We start from the raw sequence: 23,692 nt of genomic DNA, 5'->3' as shown, positions 1-23,692 counted from the left end.
AAAAATCAAGCTTGTTTTTCTAATCCTTGTTTAGCAATGGTTATCACATTTTTTAAATCGATGCCTTGGGCTTTAGCTGCAAAAATACAACCGCAATAGCATTGCCTGTATACATCATATTCTTTGCAAAGTTCTATCGAGCGCTTATAACCATTATTTTTTTTAAAATCGGAAGGCAGATAATTAACTGAAAAAATTTCTTGAATTTCAAAACCGAGTTGATTAATTTTTTGACTGTTCTTTTTAGGGCTTAACGTCAATGCACTGGCAAAATAGTCAAATCCTAATTCTTGTGCTTTGATGGCTGCTAAATCTAGACGCATTTTATAACAGATATGACAACGTTCCCCACCTTCTGGAGCATCACGCAGATGTTCAACTTGTTTGATAAATTCTGCTGGTTGATAAGGCGCTTCTAAGAACTGAACATTATTACCTGTTTTCTCATTAAAATCCGTAATGAATTTTTGCTGCACAACACTGCGATATTCATACTCAACTCGAGGATGAATGTTTGAATTAGCAAAATAAATGGTGATATCGGCATACTGTGCCAGATACTCCAAAACATAGGTGCTGCAAGGAGCACAGCAACTATGTATTAATAATTTAGGACGAATCTCCTCAGATTGCCAATTGGCAATGACTTCTTTTAATACCGAGTCATAATTAATTTTATTATGTGGGTTTAATTGTTTGAGAATGTTTTTAGCATTGATTAACATAAGGACTCATTTATTATTTTGGTGATCCAAGTCTTTAAAGTTCGCTATAATATAGTTATATAATTCATCATTCAAGAAAAGTATCTGAATTTTATACTGAAACATATATATTTCCTCAAATTTTTTGACAAATAGGGATAGGATATCTGTTAATTAATACTGAAAATTAACCACTACGCGCTCATACTAACAATTTTTTAAGAGTGAAATACATTTATTTTGCTCACACCAGTTTACTGTCTATTATGACAATACATTTTATTAGGCAATGAGGTTAAATAATGTATTTTTATTTAACCTCATTATTAGTAAAGTTTATTTTTGAAACATAAGTTCATTTTTATCAAATAAAAGAGTTATAATATAAACAAAATTTTTATGGACAAATTTAGGCTTTAAATTGAATGTTCAATTAGTTGATCGCTTAAGGAAAACACAGTTATACCAAAAAAGACATTCAAACAATGTTTTGCTTTGGCGTGAAATTTTACCTTTAGCCATGCCAATTTTTATTGAAAATCTATCCATCATATTGATGGGAATTTTTAGTACTTTTCTCGTTAGTTGGCTAGGTAAAGCGGAAATGGCTGCCGTTGGCTTGGCTGAAAGCTTTAATATGATTGTTATGTCATTTTTTATGGCGGTTGCACTGGGAACTTCCGTTGTTGTTGCCTTCAGTTTGGCACGTCACAATCGAAAAAAAGCCGTTTCAGCAGCTAGACAATCCATCACGTTATTAATCATAATCTCTATATTACTTTTTGTTTTTGTAGAATTTTCAGGTTATTGGATTGTTGAAATCATAGCTGGGAAAGCTGAAGCAAACGTCAAAGAACTTACATTAACCTTTATCAAATTAACTGTTTTAGGCTACCCTGCCCTAGCTTTTATTTTAGTTGGTTGCGGTGCATTAAGAGGTGCAGGTAACACTAGACTACCGATGTATTTGAACATCATCATGAATATATTAAATCTATCGATAAGTTATCTATTGATATATGGCATGTTCAATTGGGAAGGATTAGGATTTATTGGTGCCGGTATTGGTTTAACGGCATCGCGTTATTGTGGTATGATGTTTATTCTAATAGTATTAACAATTAAACCTAGTCGAGCACTATTTATACCATTAAGAAGCTATTTTCATTCTTTTAATACCAAAATTCTTTTCGATATTCTCAGTATTGGTATCCCTGCTAGTGTTGAATCAGTAATGTTTAATATTGGTAAGTTAATGACTCAAACTTTTGTAGCAGGCATGGGTACATCAACTATTGCAGCCAATTTCATTGCTTTTTCGATTGCCGGATTACTGAACTTGCCTGGAGGAACACTGGGTTCTACATCGACTATCATTGTCGGTAAACGGCTCGGTATGGGACAAATATATCAACCAACTAGGCAACTGAAATTCATCTTCCATCTGACTAATTTATTACTGTGCTTTTTAGCCTTTTTATCGGTACCATTTGCTGGCCTATTAAGTTCATTGTATACCGATGATCAAGATGTTATTGAAATATCAAAACATTTACTTTGGTTAAACGCCTTATTTACTCCATTTTGGGCATCTTCCTTTGTTCTGCCTTATGGGTTTAAAGGTGCTAAAGATGCCAGTTATACCATGTGGGTGGCCATTGGTAGCATGTGGATGTGCCGAATTATAGTGGGTTACATTTTTGGTGTATACTTCGGATTTGGTGTGATTGGTGTTTGGTGTGGTATGTTTTTAGATTGGATCATCAGAAGTATTTTCTTCTATCAACGATTAATCAGTGGCAATTGGCTATGGCGTCATAAAAAAAGGATTTAGTTTTATAATTAAGTTGAAGCAATAGCACATCATTTTTTATATTCTACATTAATTGCAATGCGATCGGATTTAACGTACAACATTATTTAATAAAATAATTTACATGCTTCTAAAAATGTCTGATCCATCATTTGCCGACAATATAAATTTACTAAACTAAACAGTTATGAGTAATAAGCGTTCGTTATTACTCATAACTATAGAAAGCTCCTTATCCATTTTGGAATGATACAAGTAATGTGCAGTTTGTTCTTGCATTTGAACAAAGCACCTCAGAATTAAGCACTTATTACTAGTGTTTCAAATGAAAAAAATGATTTAGATTTAATTGTTGAAGACTAAACTGTTGATGATGGAGCAGCAGAATTACCCACACTTGAAATATTGAATAGGATAGCAAAGAGTAATACGCTATGATTAAAATAACAATTTGATTTAATTGAAATATTTTTCAATGTAATACGCCAGTCAATGGCTTTCATCAAAGAGTGGCTAGAATTACAACATTATGAATGTTGTTGTATACAGTTTTAAATTACTCCTCAATACCAATACAGTTAATTGACCATCAATAAATTAAGATTAAAGAGGTCTGTTCAAGCATTATTGAACTACTTGATGACAATATTTTCAAACAACCCCTTTTATTTACTAAAATTCAACACGAGACTATTAATAATATTAAATCTTCAAAAATCAATTAACAGAAAGGAGATTATTATCTTTATTCCTCAATAAAAAATTAATTAATCATAAATTAGTAATTTAATATGGTTTTTTAACTATAATAATTATAGAAATTAATCAGCTGAGCACTTTACTGATATAAAATAAATAATCGTCAAATAAAATTTTTAAATATTAGTCAAACTCCAACAATCAATTACTGCCAAAATTGATCAGGTTGCAGTGGAATTACTTGCACTTGCCCATCTGTTGGATACAAAGAAGCCAATGACAATTTATATTCATTAGTAAAACTTTGACTATAAAGAAACCAATGCGTATGATTAATTTCAATAATATCATCATTATGAAAGGGTGAAGGTAACTCAAATGAAGATGGTGGTAAATAGAATCCCTGTCCTTGCGCTTTCATAATCGCTTCTTTTAATGTCCATAATTGAAAAAAATCAAATTGTGGATCATTGAGTGCTCTTTGGTACTCATTTTCAGTCATAACATCATGATAATCAAGAATATTAATGGGTGTAATATGCTCAATATCAATGCCAACTTCACCATTACAACTGTATACACACGCAACCCAATCATGGGCATGTGAAATATTGAAATGTCCTTTTATTGTACGAATATAGGGTTTTCGATAAAGACCATAATCAATGACAGGTAAACGGGATTGTTGAAATTGTTCATGACGCTGTAATGCATAAAGCAATAGCATTTTGCCAACTAAACTTCGGCATTTATCTTGATCAAATTTAAATTTATCGATCTCTAACTGAGCAGAGTAGCTAAGAATTTTTTTTTTTTGATCTTGTAATACAAACCAAGGTAGCTTGTTGATATTAGCTAAATAAATGAAATTCATTATCTTTACCTAAAAAAACATCCCCTTAAAATAAGGTTCCTTTAAGGGGATGGTTAATATTAAGGTTATAACATCTGAGCTAAAATGTCTTGCTCATGAGATAAAATCGTGTAGTGATCACAATTTATCTCAACCAATTTTAATTGAGAGTTATCTTGCAAATAAGTATCAATGTTATTCAATGCATATTTTTCAGCTATGTCTTTACCTTGATCAATTTGTGTAGCTTTAAACAACACAACTTGAGTATGTTTTAATTTAGCTGATAACTGCTGGATAACTAGCTTGTTATCAATTTTTGCAAAAGTCTCAATCTGATCGCGCACATGTGCAGGTAGATTTAATCGATCCATAGCATGAGCAATGTTTACTGGATGATGATTCTGAACTAAATCCTGCTCTTTTAATAACCAAGAATCTAATAGATAAACTTCAATATTTTCGATTCCTTGTTGCTCAAGAAGTACTGCGATTTCTAACGCAATGTTGCCACCTAATGACCAACCAAGCAATTTGATTGGCTGATCTTTTGTTGCAACTTTACTGATATGATCCAGATAATATTGCGCTAAAACATTGAGATCCTCAATAGGTTTATCATGATATAAATTGTAAGAATCTACACCAAAACAGCTGTATTTTGAGGATAACTTATTCGCTAATGATTGATAAACATCACAACCGCCCAATCCAGGATGAATCATAAAAATTTGTGTTTTTTCATGATCAACCCTTAATTCCACAATAGGATTAAACTGTTCTTGAGCTGTTGAGATTTTTCTTGCTAATTCCCGAATCGTATTGACGCTTAAAATATCAACTAAACGCATTTTGATTTTAAAGGCATCATTAATTCGGTTATTAAGCATCATAGCCAAGATACTATTACCACCTAATCGGAAGAAACTATCTTGCATACTAATTTCTTCGGCAGGAATTTTAAGAATATTGGCAAAGACTTCACATAATGTTCTTTCGAGATCATTTTCTGGCGCGACATACTCAACCTTATCGGTAAGCTCTGGTTTTGGTAGCGCTCGACGATTTAACTTACCATTTGAAGTAATTGGTAATTCAGTTAAATATATGAATGCTGACGGAACCATATATCCCGGTAAAGTTTCATTTAAATGAGCTTGTAATAATTGGCTATCAATCTCCTTATTAGCTAGATAGTAAGCAACCAAATATTTACTGCCTGAAGCCTGCTCATAAGCAATAACGACGCTATGTTTAATTCCATCATACTGGGTCAATCGAGCTTCAATCTCACCAAGTTCAATTCTGAATCCACGAATTTTAACCTGGAAGTCATTACGACCTAAATATTCAATATTACCATCAGATAAAGCACGAACAAGATCGCCGGTTTTATAAATTCTAGCATTATAATCTTGTGCTTTTTCTGCTTCCGTTTGGAACGGATTAGCAATAAAGCGCTCATTTGATAATGGAATATTATTTAGATAACCTCTAGCAACATTATCACCACCAACATATAACTCACCTATTCCGCCAATTGGTACTGGCTGTAATAATTCATTGAGAACATAAGCCGAAGTATTAGCGATAGGTTTACCGATTAATACTTGGGAAATGTTTGGATTATTACAATCATAATAAAGCACATCAATGGTTGCTTCTGTTGGTCCATAAAGGTTATGTACCTTACAATTTGGCATCAACACATGACATTTTTTTACTTCATAAAGATTAAGTGCCTCACCACTACAGAACAGATATTTTAATCCCTGAACTTTTGGAACCAAATTAGGTTGCGCTTCTAAAGTTTCCACAAATGCAACTAACATTGATGGTACAAAATGTAATACCGTGATTTGTTCAGCTTCAATCAACTCCGCAAGATAAACATTATCTTTATAAAGTTCTGAGTGAGCGAAAACAATGCAGGCGCCATACCAATTCGCCCAAAATAGCTCCCACACCGAGACATCAAAGGTATAATTCGTTTTTTGTAAAATATGATCCTTTTCAGTAATCGGATATTCGTTATTCATCCAAATAATACGGTTAACCGCACCTTGGTGTTCTAACATTACACCTTTTGGCATACCGGTTGTACCACTTGTATAAATGACATAAGCTAAGTTTTTAGGCTGTGCTAATGGCGTTGGATTAGTTGTTGGATATTTACTTAAGCAATCAATTGTTTGTAAAGACTGTAAGTTCAATGCAACTTGATCCTCAGAAACTAAAGAATTGATCTTTTCATAACTTAAGTTAGTTGTTAATACAACTTTAGCTTTCGTATCTTTTATCATATAACTGAGACGATCTTCCGGCATATTAGGATCCATTGGTACATAAGCACCACCTGCCTTTAAGATAGCCAAGATACTTACTAACATGTATTTACAACGCTCAAGACATATTGCCACCAAATCATCAGGCTGAATATTAAAGTTTTCACGCAAATAATGTGCTAGCTGATTCGCTTGCTCATTAAGCTCTTGATAAGTCAAGCGGTCATGTTCATAGACTAAAGCTAGATTATTTGGTGTTCTTAATACTTGTCTTTCAAACAATTGATGCATTGTCACATCTGTTGGATAATCGCAACGCGTCTTATTCCAATCAAAGATTACTTTTTGATACGTCGAGTTATCTATCAGATGCAGCTCTGTTAAAGCGTGTTGCTGTTGATACATCTGTGTAAACTGCTTCAAGATTGATTGATAAATCGTGATATAGTGCTCAATGGTCTGCTGCTTATAGAGTTTAGTAGCATAATTGAACAAGCCTGATATTGCTGGTTTAGAATCATCAAGCATCACTGTCATATCAAACTTAGCAGCTTGATACCCTGCATTGTCATTATAATAACGTTGCAATAGAGTATCTTCTTTTCCTTCTTCACCAAATGATTGTACCCCGAACATCACTTGGAAAATAGGATGCCGCGAAATATCTTTTTCAATAGATAACGCATCAACTAAGCGCTCAAATGGTAAATCTTGATATTGTTGAGCTTGCGTAATTAATTCACTGGTCTGCAAAATAAACATTTTTAGGCTGTCGCTCGGTTCAATACATTTTCTTAATGCTAATGTATTGACAAAGAAACCGATGGTATTTTCTGTACCTTGATAATGTCTTCCTGCAATTGGCGAACCAATAACAATATCTTTTTGATTACTAAATGAACTAAGTAGTAAATAGAAACCACTAAGTAACACAGAATAAACACTAACATTGAGCTCTTTTGCTAATGAACGTATTTGTTCACTGATATCATAATCAAGTTCAAACAGAACATTTTGACCCGTATAATCAATTTGTTGTGGACGAGCATAATCAGTCGGTAAATTAAGCGGCTCAAAATTGGCCAGTTGTTCTTGCCAGAACTGTAACTGCTCAGTCAATATATCACCTTGCAAATACTCTCTTTGCCATAAAGCAAAGTCTTTATATTGTACTTCTACTGGTGGTAAATTGAGAACAACCTCTTGATTACGATCACCTAAAGATAAAGCCTCATAGTATTGATACAACTGTCTGAACTCATTAATGAACAGATCAATTGACCAACCATCAAATGCAATATGGTGGATCACAATGCTCATATAAGTCTCTTGATCAAATTGGTATCGACAAATCGAAATTGGTAATTCATGAGATAACATAAATACTTTGTATACATGATTATGAATAGCTTTATCTAATTCAGATTGGCTATCACAATCATGATTTTCGATTGTCAATGGTTGCTCTTGCAAACTCATCACTTGTTGGTAGGCAACACCGTCTGTTGTGTTTTTAATTAATGAACGCAACACTTCATGGCGCTGAACAATTTCTTGTAACGCTTGCTCTACAAACAAAATATTGGTTTTTGGCAGAAGTTTGAACACTAATGGTATATTGTATGCGTTGCTACCTCCTTGATAACAATCAATAAACCACAAACGCTCCTGTGCAAAAGATAATCTTTGTTCATGCACATTAGCTACCTGATGTACGGTAATTGATTGACGTTTTTGGTGATTACCATCAATATATTTCGCTATTTCTTGAATGGTACGATAAGTAAAAATATCCCCCACACGCACATCACGCTCAAAAGTTTTGGCTATTTTACTTGACAGTTTAATAGCTAAAATACTGTTGCCACCTAATCTGAAGAAGTCATCAATCACACTTACAGAATCGATATCCATTCCCAATAGTTCAGCAATGTCGGCTACTAACTGTTGTTCTGTCACTGTGCTAGGAGCAACATAACTTTCTTGCATAACAAAGTTAGGCATTGGCAATGCTTTACGATCAATTTTACCATTAACGTTAACTGGCATTACCGTTAGATGAATAAAGGCTGATGGAATCATATACTCAGGTAATGTTTGTTCTAAGTAGCTGGTTAACTCGGCCTGATCTATGGCTGTATCAGAGACATAATAAGCAGCAAGATATTTATTACCTTGATTATTAGTCAGTGCCACAACAAGTCCTTGCTTAATTTGAGGATGACTAATTAATCGTGTTTCAATCTCACCTAATTCAATTCTGAAACCACGGACTTTAACCTGAAAATCATTACGACCAATATATTCAATATGACCATTTGGTAAATAACGAACTAGGTCCCCAGTTTTATAAATTCGAGTATTATAATTTCGCGCTTTTTCCTCACTGGTTTGGAATGGATTTGCGATAAATGACTGATTGGTCAACGTTGGGTTATTTAGGTACCCACGACCAACACCAGCACCACCGATGTATAATTCACCAATAACACCCTGAGGTACAGGACGTAAATATTCATCAAGAACATATAAAGTAACGTTATTAATGGCTTGTCCCAAGTCTGTATTTAGATCATCTTTATTATAACGATGAGCCATCGCCCAGACAGTCGTTTCACTTGGTCCATAAACATTAATTAACTTAATACCCTGCTGACAATAACGTTGTACCAATTTAGCATTAATAGCTTCACCACCAACGGTCAAAACAGGTACTGAAAGTAGTTCATCTTGATCAAGTAAAGCTGGTGGAATAAAGGCAAAATCAATATGTTGATCTTGAGTATATTTAGATAAGGCTATAAAGTCTAAACGTTTATCTTCCGACAGAATATGCAACTGATGGCCATTAAGTAAGGCGTTATATACTTCGAAAGCATGAGCATCAAAAATATAATTTGAATACCAAAGAACGTTTTTCTGATCTTGCTTATGATGACATGGCTGTAGATCTAAAATACCTTGCTGAACCGTTGCTAAATTAGCAATTCCATGATGTTCAATCATTACCCCTTTCGGTAGTCCAGTTGTACCACTTGTATAAATCACATACGCCAAATGGTGGGCTCGCGTCGAAGTGATCACATTGTGTTTATCAAACTGCGAAAGCTTGTTACTCAAAGATGGATCATCAACTGATATAACTTCCGGTTGCAGTTCAGTTTCTAGTTGGGTCAATTCTTTAGCATAATGAGCGTGGGTTATCACACCTTTTGCTTTAGTATCATTAAGAATTAATTCCACTCGTTCTTCTGGCGTGTTCGGACTGATAGGCACATAAGCAGCACCAGATTTTAATACAGCTAGAATACTTACTATCATATAGTGCGATTTATCTAAGTATAACGCAATTAAATCATCAGGTTGTACTGATAACTGTGATCGTAAATAATTTGCCAGTTCATTGGCTTGTTCATTCAGACTCTGATATGTTAATTTCGTATCTTCATAAACAACTGCAATAGAGTCAGGTGTTTTCTGAACTTGTTCTTCAAACAATTGGCTCACGAGTTTATGACGTTCAAATGGAACGATATTTCTTTGTTGATTAACGATTAATTGGTCATACTCTTGCTCAGTTAATAAATTGAGCGCATTTACCTCAATAGCTGGATTTTTAGCTAATTGTATTAAGGTTAATTCTATTCCTTTCAATACACGTTTTATAGCTGATTCATCAAATAGTTCCCCAGCATATTTGATTTTAATCGATATTTTACCTGCTGCCTCATAAACCACAATTCCGAGAGGATAATCCAGTTTTTCATGGCCGCCTTGGAACACAATTTTTAATTCATTTTCTTCTCTTTCTGATAATGGGTAATTTTCAAATACAAATAGTGAATTAAATAGACGTGTACCTGATTTTTGTAATTCAATCAGATTAATATTACTGTTATTATTCACATTATTAATGTGTGTTTGTAACATTTTGATGGTCTCAATAACGCTACCATCAGTATGCTCTAAAATTACAGGTAATGTATTAATATAAAGCCCGATAGAATTTTCTATACCATCAATAGGTAAGTTACGACCAGATACTGTCATACCCACAACGGTTGTTTTGGTATTACCAAAAATGCTTAACTGTTGATGCCAACAATATTGAACCAAAGCATTTAATGTAAACTCACTGTTTTTACACAGTGTTTTTAATTGTTCACACTGTTGTGAATTAAGTTCAATTGAAATCTCTTGTGGATTTTCAATATATTTATGTTCACCTAGGTTAACGTGATTTAGATCCGCTTTAAGTAAGCTTTCTAAATTCTCAGGTTCAAGCTCAACATTAAGGTATTGTTTCCAGAATGATGCTGTCTCATCGGTTTTACTTTGTAAATAAGATTGGGCAGCTAAATAGCTACTATCTTCATGGATAATTACCTCTTTTTGGTGTAATAAAGTTAAATAATTTTGATGCACATCATTAAGTAAGACTGGTAAACTCCAACCATCTAAAATAGCATGATGATTATTAAATAAACATCGATAATATTCATTGGAACATTTAATTAAGGAAACCCTAAACAGTTGACCTTTAGTTAAATCATAACCGACTTGTTCATCTTGTTTGATCAATTCACTCATACTGAGTTGTTGTTGCTCTTGAGTTTGATCACTAAGATCAATAAATTCCCAAGCAAAATCGGATTGTTTATCAATAATCTGTACCAGCTCTTCCACCCATGAGAAACGTAAACGCAATGAAGGGAATTTTTGCTGTGTAAGGTGCCATGCTTGTTCAAGCAAATTAATATCAAGTGAATTGTAATAATCCCATATCATTTGAATTCGATAGGCATTATCTGAATCACCTTGAGAAACAGCATGATATATAAAGCCTTGCTGTAAACTATTTGCAGGATAAATTGCCTCTATTTCTCTGTCACTTTGTAATGAATTAAGCAATGTCGAAGAGATGACACCATTAATATCAGATTGCGTTAAATAACTTCGTTCAATTAATGCTAATTGATCAATTAATTCATTAAGTTGTTGGGTAAAGGCAGTAACTAGAGCTTCACCGTGTTCGTTATTGACATATCCTGTAATAGCAAATTGTAATTGATCATCTAAAATACCACCATTAACGGATAAAAAGTCTGTCATGCGATTATTAGAAGACATTGATATACCACTATCTTCATCACTAAATCGCCATTTATTTACTTTTTCAGTACTATCAAATTGACCTAAATAGTTAAAACTTATCGCTGGTAAAGCTTGTTTGATATAACCAACCAAACAACCATAACCCACACCATGATTAGGTATTTCTCTTAATGAATCTTTAATCATGGCAACATTATTAGCAACATTATCGTTATTCACAATTAGCTTAACTGGATACATACTGGTAAACCAGCCAACAGTATTATTTATATCAATTTCATCAAAGAGCGCTTCTCGCCCATGACCTTCTAATAATATATAGTGATCATTACCACTGAATACCAGTTTTAACGCTTGTGCTAGTGCTGTTAATAAAATATCGTTAATTTCTGTACCATATACCTTATTAATTTGACTAAGTAAACGAGAGGTTTGTGTCTTAGACAGCTGCATTTTAGCTTGATATAGCGTATCAACACGGTGTTGATCAAGGTGATTATGATACTGATTAATATCAGCTAATATGCTTTGCCAATACGTCGGTTCTTGCTCACTCGCAATTAGTGTTGGGTATTGTTGTTGTTTATTTACCCATTGACGATAACTACTCCCTTTATCACCTAAAATATTTGTCACATTGATATTGGCATCAACAGATGATTGTTGGCTTATATATTGGTAAATAGCTTCTAGATCATCTTTAATGATACGCCAACTCACGGCATCAATATTTAAATGATGAGCAGCGATGTGAATACGTGCAGAATTATCATCAAAACCAGTTAAATAACCAATATGACATAATATTCCTTGATCAAAAGTAAAATTACTTTGCCAATCAGTTAATAATTGGTGAATGTCATCTTGTGACCAACCTGTTACATTCTGGGTAGAAAATGGCAACATATCAGGTAGTGATTGATAAGTTGCAACTGTATGACGATAATTAACCCGTAACATATCATGATATTCAAGCAATTTTTGTACACTTAGTTTGAGTAACTCAATGTTAAGCATTGGAACTTTAAGTAAAAATGCTTGGTTCCAATGATGATGATCTGGGAATCTTCCGACTTCAACTTCTTTAAAGAACCACTGTTGAATAGGAGAAAGCTCAAGACTTCCTGATAAGATCCCTTGCTCAGTTTCAACACTGATTTTTGAATCATGTCGATTGTTTATCACATGATGACTTAAAGCTTGTACTGTTCTTAAATTGAAGATATCTTTAATTGAAAGATAATAATTAAGAGCTTGTTTAATTCGGTTGGTAAGTTGAATACTACTAATACTATCCCCACCGAGTTTGAAAAAGTCATCATGAATACTGATTTCATTCGCTTGTAAACCAAGAATGTTTGCAAAGGTTTGACAGAAAATAGCTTCGGTTTCATTTGTTGGACCGACATAGTTTTTCTCATCAATGAGCTGTGGTGTCGGTAACGCTTTACGATCCAATTTACCATTCATATTCATTGGCATAGCATCAAGATGAATAAAGGCAGCTGGGATCATATATTCAGGAAGTGATTGTTGTAAATAAATAACGAGTTGTTCTTGGCTCAATGGTTGTTTAGAAACATAATAAGCTGCAATATATTTAGCACCAGCACTATTTTTTAAAGCTAGTACGGCAGCTTGATGAATCTCAGCGTGGCTGACTAAACACGTTTCAATTTCTGCAAGTTCAATTCTAAATCCACGAATTTTAACTTGGAAGTCATTACGACCAATATAATCAATATTGCCATCCGCTAAATAACGCACTAAATCGCCAGTTTTATAGATTCTCCCATTATAATTTTGAGCTTTTTCAACGACAGTCTGGAATGGATTTTGAATAAACACTTTATCTGTCAGTTCAGGTTTATTTAAATAACCTCGACCAACACCTTCACCACCAACATAAAGTTCACCAATTGCCCCCATAGGTACAGGACGACGTTGTTCATCTAGAATATAGAGTGAAGTATTTGTCAATGCTTTACCGATTGGAACACTGTAAGTGAATGGTTCTTGCGTTAAATTAGTCAAATTTGTAACGGCAAAGACAGTGGTTTCAGTTGGACCATAAGCATTAACAACATTCACATGTGGATAAAGTTGATGACACTTATTAATATGATGCGCTGATAAAGCTTCACCACCCACAAAAATGTAATTTAATAAATTTAAATTAGCAACCTCATTATCGACTAATGCATTGAAAAAAGTTGTTGTACAACAGAAATTTGTAATTTTTTTATCAGCAATTAACGCATTAAACTGATCTAAATCTAAAAATGTCTCTTTTTCAGCAATAACCAGTGGTATACCATTAAGTATCGGAGTATAGAAATCGTAAACAGAACCGTCAAATTGATAACCTGAGATACTTAATAAACGATCGTTAGGATTAATTTTGACATAATTAGCATTAACAATAAAGTTGTTAAGATTCTGATGCTCTATAAGCGTTCCTTTTGGATTCCCTGTTGTTCCACTTGTATAGATAACATAAGCTAAATCATGTGGATTCGCTTTAATCAAAAGATTATCTTTTGCATAATTTTGTAAATTATCATGAAAATCAGCTTGATCAACAGCCAATATTGATAAATTAGGCGCTAAACCAGTTAATTTATCACAATGATTTTTAGTCGTAAGAACGGCTTTGACTTTTGCATCTTGCATAATGAACTGATTACGTGGATCTGGAGCATTTGGATCCAATGGAACATAAGCCCCACCTGCTTTCAAAATGGCTAAGAAGCAGATCAGGATATATTGAGAACGATCAAGATAAAGACCAATCAAATCATTAGGTTTTATATCAAAGTGTTCTTGCAGATAACGTGCCAACTGATTAGCTTGCTCATTTATTTGTTGATAAGATAATTCAGTATCTTGGAAAATTACTGCAATATTATTAGGTACTTGATTAACTTTTTCCTCAAATAATTCCGCAACAGATTTATTTCTTGCATAAGGTTGAAACGGTTTATTTTTTTCAAAAACCAATTGATTGAAAGTAGCCGCATCCACTAAACGCATTTCTGTCAATGGTTTTTCTGACTCACACATTTGAGAAAACTGCTCTAAAATAGTTTGATAAATGGTGATGTAATGCTCAATTGTTTCTTTACGATACAGTTTGCAAGCATAATTAAATAAGCCTGTGATAACTGATTTAGAGTCATCAAGCATTACTGTCATATCAAACTTAGCTGATTGATAATTAACAATTTCACTTTGGTATAAAGATAATAATTCTTCTGTTTTACCATTTCGTATCGCTGCCCCGAATGACTGTACGCCAAACATTACTTGGAATATTGGATGACGAGAAGAATCTTTTTCAATCGCTAATGCATCAACTAATCGTTCAAATGGCAAATCTTGATATTGTTGAGCTTGGGTTACTAGCTCACTTGTCTGTAATATAAATGATTTTAAACTATCTTTAGGCTCAATACATTTGCGTAATGCTAAAGTATTAACAAAAAAGCCGATGGTATTTTCAATGCCTGAATAATTTCTACCAGCAATCGGTGAACCAACAACCACATCTTTTTGATTACTAAAGGTGCCTAATAATAAATAAAAGCCACTCAATAATACCGAATAAACACTCACATTAAGCTCATTGGCAAGTGAACGGATTTGTTGACTTAATTGCTCGTTCAGTTCAAAAGTAACATCATGACCACTGTAATCAATCTCCCTTGGACGCGAATAATCGGTAGGCAAATTAAGTTGTTCAAAATCTTCTAATTGCCCTTTCCAGAAATTCAATTGATTATTTAAAAAATCACCTTGTAATAGATTACGTTGCCATAAAGCAAAGTCTTTATATTGCACTTCAACGGCTGGTAAACGTAATGTTTCTGCGTACTGACTATCTCCTTGAGATAAGGCCGTAACGTAATGATAAAGATTGACTAATTCATCTAAAAAGATATCAGTTGACCAACCATCAAATGCAATATGATGAATGACAATACTTAAATAATTATCACCGGCAAATTGATAACAACAAACAGAAATTGGTAATTCTTCGGATAAAATAAAGGTTTTATGTAGATCATCATAAATTGCAGCTTCAAGCTCAGCTTTGTTTGAACAATTTTGTTTATTGATCTTCCAAGAGAACTGTTGTAAATCAATAACTTGTTGATATCCAATTCCCTGAGCATTGGTTTTAATTAGTGAACGTAAAACTTCATGTCGATCAATAATTGCATGTATTGCTTTTTCAAGTATATTAATATCTGTGTTGCTTTTAAGCTTGAATACCAATGGAACATTATAAGCATTACTGCCACCTTCATAAGAATCAATAAACCACAGACGTTCTTGAGCAAAGGATAATAATTGTTGCTCAATATGCTCAACTGGCATCACACTTATTGATTGTCTTCTTTCTTGATTTTTATCAATAAATTGAGCTATTTTTTGCGCAGTACGGAAAGTGAAAATATCAGCAACTCGAATAGATCGGTCAAATTCTCGAGTTAACTTACTTGACAATTTAATAGCCAAAATACTATTGCCGCCCAAACGGAAAAAATCATCAGTAACACTGATAGCACTCGCTTCAAATCCTAATAAACTGGCGATAGACTCTACAATCGAATGCTCAATGGTTGAACTAGGTGCAACATAGCTACTTTGGGTTAGTAACACTGGTTTTGGTAATGCTCTTTGATCAATTTTACCATTGATAGTTACAGGCATAACCAGTAGATGTATAAATGTTGAAGGTACCATATATTCAGGTATCACATTCAATAAATACGCTGCCAATTCTGCTGAGTCAAGTTCATTATCAGCGACATAATATGCAGCTAAATATTTATAACCGCTTTGATTATTTAAAGCTAACACTGTCGCTTGTTTAATCTGTGGATGCATCATTAAATGAGTTTCGATCTCACCAAGCTCTATACGGAAACCACGAATTTTTACTTGAAAGTCATTACGACCAATATATTCAATGTTGCCATCTGGTAAGAAACGGACTAAATCACCTGTTTTATAGATACGGTCATTGTAATTTTGCTTTCGTTCATCTTCGGTTTGAAATGGATTCTTAATGAACACTTTATTTGTCATTTCAACATTGTTCAGATAACCACGACCAACACCTGCGCCACCAATATAAAGTTCTCCAATACAGCCAATAGGAACTGGGCGACGTTGTGGATTTAAAACATATACCGATGTATTTGGTAATGGTACGCCGATAGGTACATTGTTAGTGAATGATGTTTGACTTTTGTTCGTTAAATAAGTTGTAGCAAGCGTAGTCGTTTCTGTTGGACCATAGGCATTCACGAGTTTTACATTTGGATACAATTTAAGAAATTTATTGACGTGAACAGCTGATAAGGCTTCTCCTCCAGCTAGAATATAACGCAATTTTGCTAAATTAGGTAATTGAGCATCAACTAACGTATTGAAAAATGTAGATATAGCAAGAAAATTGGTAATGTGATGTTGCTCAATTAATTGATTAAATTTATCTAAATCTAAGAGATTTTCTTTAGCAGTAATAACTACTCCAGCGCCATTCAGTAAAGCACTGAATATTTCATAAATTGATGCATCAAAATGATATCCTGCAATACATACTATGCGATCTGTCTCGTCAACTTCAACATAATTAGCTCCAATAATTAAGCGATTAACGTTATGTTGCTCAATTAAAGTTCCTTTCGGATTACCCGTTGTTCCACTGGTATAAATGACATAAGCTAAATCATTTGGTTTAGTTTCAATAATAGTATTATCTGTTGAATAATTTTGTAAGGTTGTAATAAAAGAAGAATCATCAACCGGAACACTTTCCACCGTTGGCATTAATACATTCAATTTATCAACGTAATGAGAATGTGTTATCACTGCACGAATATTTGCATCTTCTAAAATATATTTGTTGCGCTCTGAAGGTGCTGTTGGATCTATTGGAACATAAGCTGCTCCTGATTTAAGCACAGCTAAAATAGCAACAATAATTTGTTCTGTACGATCTAAGTAAAGTCCAACTAAATCATTCGGTTTGATCGAAAAATGCTCTTGAAGATAATGAGCAAATTGATTTGCTTTGGAATTTAATTCAGCGTAAGACATTTCAATGTTTTCAAAAAGCACAGCAGCATTGTTTGGTGTTTTTTGACATTGTTCTTCAAATAATTGAGCAATGATTTTATCACTTTGATACGGTTGTTGAGTCTGATTTATATCATGAATTAAAACTTTTAAGTCATCTTCATTAAGAAACTCAATGTCATTTATTGAAATATCGGCTTGATCATTGCTTAAATAGTCAAGTAACTTTATAAACAGTCTTTGATAGAATTTCACAAGTTGTTCTACCAGTTGTTTATCTAATTGTTGTTCACTAAATTTAACGCGATAATTAATCTGGTTATTATATTCTTCTTGTTCAAATACTAATTTATTTGATAAATCTATCTGAAATTCATGATTAACGGCTCCATCAATCATTCCATTAAGATTCATTTTATGGTCACGAAGGAATGTTTGCACAAATGCCACATCAAGAACATTAGCATTTTCAGCAAACTGCATAATATCGTAAATAGGTAAGTATTTTGCGCCTGTCTGTTTCACCTTTTTATAATGAACCAAAATATTTTGTATAACAGATTCTAAAGTTGAATCCTCTTCAAAATGGTAAACAACAGGTAATGTATTAATGTGAGCGCCATATATTAATTCTTTACCTTCATTAAACGCTATTGGGTAAACAAGAGGAATTGCACTTTGAGATGTCATTTTATTTAACAACAAAGCCATTACCAATTGACCGAATAAATATGGTGTTATTTTATGTTTACGTCGTATTGCTTTAATTTGATTATAAATATTTTCATCATAGCTAAAAGTAAATTCACTTATATAAGGCTTAAACGAATTTGATTGCTTTGGTTTTTCGGTTGATAACTTTAAGAAAGTTAAGTCGATATTTTTTACATCTTGTAACTCTTCTTTCCAGAAATCTTCCATCTGCTGTCTTTGTGCGTTTAAAATTTCATGATAAGAATCGTTTAATTTTTGATGCATTTGAGCTTGAACCTCATATGACGGTAGCTCATAAGGTATATCGTTATAGTATTGACCAAGTTTGTCCCAAAACTCTTGAGTACTTACACCATCAACTAAAATATGATGAAAGACTAAAATAATTCGATATTGTTGATGACCAACTTGAATTATATGAAGTCTGGCAGGAATATCCTTCTCTAAATCAAAGGGCTCAGCAACAATTTTACTGATATCTTCATTACTTAAAGGTTTATCGTGATAAACGATTACTGTCTTTAAATTTTCTTCTGTAATTGATTCTCTTTTTTGCCAAAAAATACCATCGTCCTGATTTACAACGTAACTCTTAAAAACAAAATGCTCATTAATAATTTTTTTAAAACTTTCGGAAAATTTTCTAAGATTAAGTTCTCCAGAGATTATATTATCAGAAACGATGTTGTAATCGCTCCTTGATGGGTTTGCTAGCCATTCGTAATAAAAAATTGATTGATAGGGCGTAAGTTTTATTTTTTTCATCTTTTTTGCCTATAAAAAATAGAATTAATTTTATAAATTTATAATCATTTTTGTACTGCTCCTTTTTGTACTACAAAAAAGCTTTCAAATCCTTTATGAAAACTTAGTAATTAACGTCATTAATTGATTCGTTCTTTACAAACGACAATATTATATAGATTATCTGTTCATGTAAACTGTTTAAATAAAAACTGCATTAACTTTATGTTTTTTTTAATATTTTAACGGTTAAATTGTATACAAAGTAAGTTTTCCGGCAGGTCATAAAAATGAGGGTTTTTAAGCAGAAATATTTTTTTTTATTTATAATCAATATGTTAAAAAAAATTATAAACGTTAACAAAACTTTAATTTTTTTTACAAAATTTTTTTAGTAGTTAAATTACGGTGACTTTGGTTAGTTTTTGGTCAAATTACATAGAGAGGGGGAATCAAATTTAAGGATTACCCTATAAATTAATGTTTGGTATTTAATTGTTAATTTTTCTTAACATTCAGTAAAATTATAGCAATACGAAATTTTTATCGTCAAGATTATACAGTTTTTAATCTTAAAAATAATGTAAACTGATTTTATTAATTTGCTAAAAAAACACCTAGAAGATTTAATTACTTAATAATTAAATAAAAAAATCTCTAGGCGTTTATAAACTTGCTAATCTAATTTGAATTTAGGGATTATTCCTCTTTCGCAATCTTATCAAGTGCTAATGGTAAAAATTTATCTAATTGATTTTCAACTTTAATATAAGCAGCCATTGGCATTTTATAAGGATCAGATAGATCTTCATTTTTACCTGTAGCAAATTCAGATAATGTAAAGACTTTGCCTTCAGATTCTGGAAATTTATCTAAAATTTTATCTTTATGGTTTTGTGTCATTGTTAATAAATAATCTGATGAATCAATATCTTCTTTGACTAGTTGAGTCGCTTTATGAGAGGAAATATCAATGTTTCTATTTTTTAATACTTTGACACTGCCTTCTTCAGGGGTGATCTCATTAGGATCAACATTTACACCACGTGATTCAACTATGATATTTAAATGATGTTTTTTTACATAATCTTTAGCTAATGCTTCTGCCATTGGGCTACGACCAGTGTTTCCTGTACAAACAAACATAACCACCCGATCAAGCGAAAAACAAGAAGCACTAAACAATGCCAATATAATTAAAAAATACTTTTTCAAATTAAACATAAAATTGCCTTTATAATTAATTAAATATTAATTTTTTATGATATCAAAGATGGATATAAATTTTAATTAAATTTACTTTAAAGTTCTAAATTAAAAAGAATTATCCTTCTATTTGGTTATTTAACTATCACACAATCTTTAAATAGGTTAATAAACATGCATCTTTCTAATAATTTTATTTTTTATAAATCTCTTTAAATAACCGTATTGTATAACCTATATGTATAACAATGTTCAGCAATTGATGTTTAATGACACTGTTAGCATGAATCTATTGTTAAAATTTCTATGTGTCTTTTTCAATAAGTAAATTATTTCATGTTCTTTATTTTCAATATTATTTACATCAAATTGTTATCAGGACATACATACCACATCTTTTTCTTAATTTGACTACAATTTATATTCTAATACCTATAAATTCAAAATTATTAAAACTCATCATCAGTATAAATACGACTCTAATATCTTTCGGTTTTTATCATACCTATATATAAATTTCCCTAATAATCAACCAAACTTATTATCTAAATATAATCCTATCAATCTTAAATCATTAAGAGTTATTTCATTATTTCAAGATTTATCATTTTCTGAGCGTTTATATACGCTGCCATACAGCGATATGATATGTTGTCAGTTTAGGAATGCCTTTCAGTTTGGATATTTGTTAACACTGATTGAAAAGCTGTTTTCGATGTATTAATAATTATTTTAGAGGAAATTAATTCCTAATCGTTATCAAAATACAACTTAATCAGCCTGAGTTTATAAGCATTTTTTATCAGGTATAATTAAAGAAATAATTGGACACTTACCAATTATCAATGTCTCTAGAAGAACATTAATCTTATAATTGAATCAAAATTTGACTAAACCAGTTGTAGCAAAACTCACATACTAAACAACACAATCGATAATCTTAAAGACCTTATACTGTGATTTTAATGCCTTTAATTTGATTTCTTTTAATGAAGCCCCACCTTTAAATACTAATTAAATTTTAGATGGTAGAAACATTACATTTACTATATATTAATAATTTTACTGTCATTTTTTACAAAAAAATATAAAGATTCACGACAAGAGAATAGATATTTAAAAACAGAAATCCAGTTACATCGTTATGGATAACTGGATTTTTTAATATTACACCTAATAGAAGTATTTTTTACTCCCATTCAATGGTTGCAGGCGGTTTTCCACTTATATCATATACAACTCGTGATATTCCATTGACTTCATTAATAATACGGTTTGATACTCTACCTAAAAAGTCATAAGGAAGATGAGCCCAGTGAGCGGTCATGAAGTCGATAGTTTCAACTGCACGTAATGAGACAACCCAATCATATTTTCGCCCATCTCCCATTACTCCTACCGAGCGTACTGGTAAAAATACGGTAAATGCTTGACTAACTTTGTGGTATAGGTCAGCTTTATAAAGTTCTTCGATAAAAATAGCATCGGCTTGTCGTAGTAAATCACAATACTCTTTTTTCACTTCACCAAGAACACGCACCCCTAAACCTGGTCCAGGGAATGGATGACGGTAAAGCATATCGTAAGGCAAACCGAGTTCTAAACCAACTTTACGTACTTCATCTTTGAATAATTCTCTTAATGGTTCAACTAGCCCCATTTTCATATCTTCAGGTAAACCACCAACATTATGATGAGATTTAATCACGTGGGCTTTACCTGTATCAGCAGCAGCTGATTCAATGACATCTGGATAGATGGTGCCTTGAGCAAGCCATTTGACATCTTTTAATTTTGCCGCCTCTTCATCAAAAACAGCGACAAATTCACGACCAATGATTTTACGTTTAGCTTCAGGATCAACCTCTCCTTTTAATGCGGCCATAAATCGATCTTCGGCATTAATTGCAATAATATTTAAACCAAATTTATCACCAAACATGTCCATGACTTGCTTTGCTTCATTTAAACGTAATAACCCATGATCAACAAAGACGCAAGTTAGCTGGTCACCAATTGCTTGATGTAATAATAATGCAGTAACCGAAGAATCAACACCACCAGATAAACCTAGTAATACTTTATCTTTACCAACTTTTTCTTTTATACGGGTAATTGCATCAGTAATAATAGAAGATGGTGTCCATAGTCTTTCACACTGACAAATATCAATAACAAAACGCGTTAATAACTCTAATCCTTTAACCGTATGCGTTACCTCAGGATGGAACTGTACACCATAAAACTGTTTTTCATCGTTGGCCATAATAGCGAATGGACAAGTTTCTGTTTGCCCAATTAGGGTGAATGTGTCAGGTAATGAAGTAACTTTATCACCATGACTCATCCAGACATCCAGTTGCTCAATACCAGCATCATTGGTGCTATCTAAAATACCTTCTGTTAATTTTGATTTTGCAAGAATATCAACTTTAGCATAACCAAATTCTCGTTGATTAGATGCAGTAACTTGTCCGCCCTTACCTACTTGAATTGCCATAGTTTGCATACCATAGCAGATACCTAACACGGGAACGCCTGCGTTAAACACATATTCTGGAGCTCTAGGGCTATTTTGATCGGTAGTACTTTCAGGACCACCAGATAGAATGATGCCTTTAGGATTAAATTGTTTGATTTTTTCTTCCGAAACATCCCACGGCCAAAGTTCACAATACACACCAATTTCACGCACTCTTCGAGCAATTAATTGCGTTACTTGTGAACCAAAATCTAAAATCAATATACGCTGTTGGTGGATGTCTTTATTCATCAATTTTAATTCCTAAAATATAAGCCAATATAAAAATTAGTTGGTATTGTACCATCTAATCATTAACCTTAAATAGCATGTCGGCATTTTTTTACGTAATAAATATTTGTAAAAAGATACTTAACATGGCTAGGAAATAAAGCAATAAATTAAATATCGCGTTGAATTATTATTTTTTAGCAGTAGTATAAAATTTATAAAAGGATAATAGGAGCTGATGTTTCTAAAACTGCACTTTCAATAAAATTTCGATATTAAAGCTTTGTATTTTCAAATCCTATGACAGCGTTTAATACTTTTACTTCATATCATAAAAGTTCAAGATAAAAGATTGGATCAATAATTATGATTAAGTTTTGATTAGAAGTGTACATAATCTTTAACTCTGATAATATTAATTTAAAATCAATTTATTCAACAAAAGTAAGCATCATTTTCAAGCAGGAAATTAAAATTACTAACATAAACCGTGCTTGTTGAATCATTAAAATGAATTAAATGAGCAACCAAAATATGAAACTAATTAATAAATGAATGAATGAATGAATGAATGAATGAATGAATGAATGAAATAGAATACGCTGATAACTAAAAATAAATTAATCTAAATTAATTATTCTTAAATAATTAAAGAAGTTGGAGTGAACAAAATCTACAAATAATATACAATAAACACTCTTTTAATTATTTTGTTTC

General features: G+C 32.4%; 6 protein-coding genes. 1 reads left to right on the top strand and 5 read right to left on the bottom strand.

Annotated features, from left to right (window positions below):
• Nucleotides 1–5 precede the first annotated feature (5 nt).
• Nucleotides 6–725, bottom strand: coding sequence for an epoxyqueuosine reductase QueH (locus J3U13_RS05905; protein ID WP_267340778.1), 720 nt, complete (start codon nucleotides 723–725; stop codon nucleotides 6–8).
• 400 nt (nucleotides 726–1,125) lie between these two features.
• Between J3U13_RS05905 and J3U13_RS05900 the strand changes: the two genes are divergently transcribed.
• Nucleotides 1,126–2,538 (top strand): EmmdR/YeeO family multidrug/toxin efflux MATE transporter, encoded by a 1,413-nt coding sequence (locus J3U13_RS05900; RefSeq protein WP_267340777.1) that lies wholly within the window; start codon nucleotides 1,126–1,128, stop codon nucleotides 2,536–2,538.
• Between the two features lie 883 nt (nucleotides 2,539–3,421).
• Here J3U13_RS05900 and J3U13_RS05895 read toward each other — a convergent pair.
• The 4 genes from J3U13_RS05895 to guaA form a co-directional block, all read right to left on the bottom strand.
• Nucleotides 3,422–4,090, bottom strand: a complete 669-nt coding sequence (locus J3U13_RS05895; RefSeq protein ID WP_267340776.1) for a 4'-phosphopantetheinyl transferase family protein — start codon at nucleotides 4,088–4,090, stop codon at nucleotides 3,422–3,424.
• Nucleotides 4,091–4,155: 65 nt separating this feature from the next.
• A complete protein-coding gene (locus tag J3U13_RS05890; protein ID WP_267340775.1) occupies nucleotides 4,156–19,038 on the bottom strand; it encodes a non-ribosomal peptide synthetase in 14,883 nt (4,960 codons plus the stop codon).
• A gap of 678 nt (nucleotides 19,039–19,716) precedes the next feature.
• A complete protein-coding gene (locus J3U13_RS05885; protein WP_267340773.1) occupies nucleotides 19,717–20,241 on the bottom strand; it encodes a low molecular weight protein arginine phosphatase in 525 nt (174 codons plus the stop codon).
• A 1,171-nt stretch (nucleotides 20,242–21,412) separates the two neighbouring features.
• Nucleotides 21,413–22,996 (bottom strand): glutamine-hydrolyzing GMP synthase, encoded by a 1,584-nt coding sequence (guaA, locus tag J3U13_RS05880; protein WP_267340771.1) that lies wholly within the window; start codon nucleotides 22,994–22,996, stop codon nucleotides 21,413–21,415.
• Nucleotides 22,997–23,692 lie beyond the last annotated feature (696 nt).

The organism is Gilliamella sp. B2887, assembly GCF_026537015.1.
Lineage (GTDB): Bacteria > Pseudomonadota > Gammaproteobacteria > Enterobacterales > Orbaceae > Gilliamella.
This window is presented reverse-complemented; position numbering and strand designations above follow the sequence as displayed.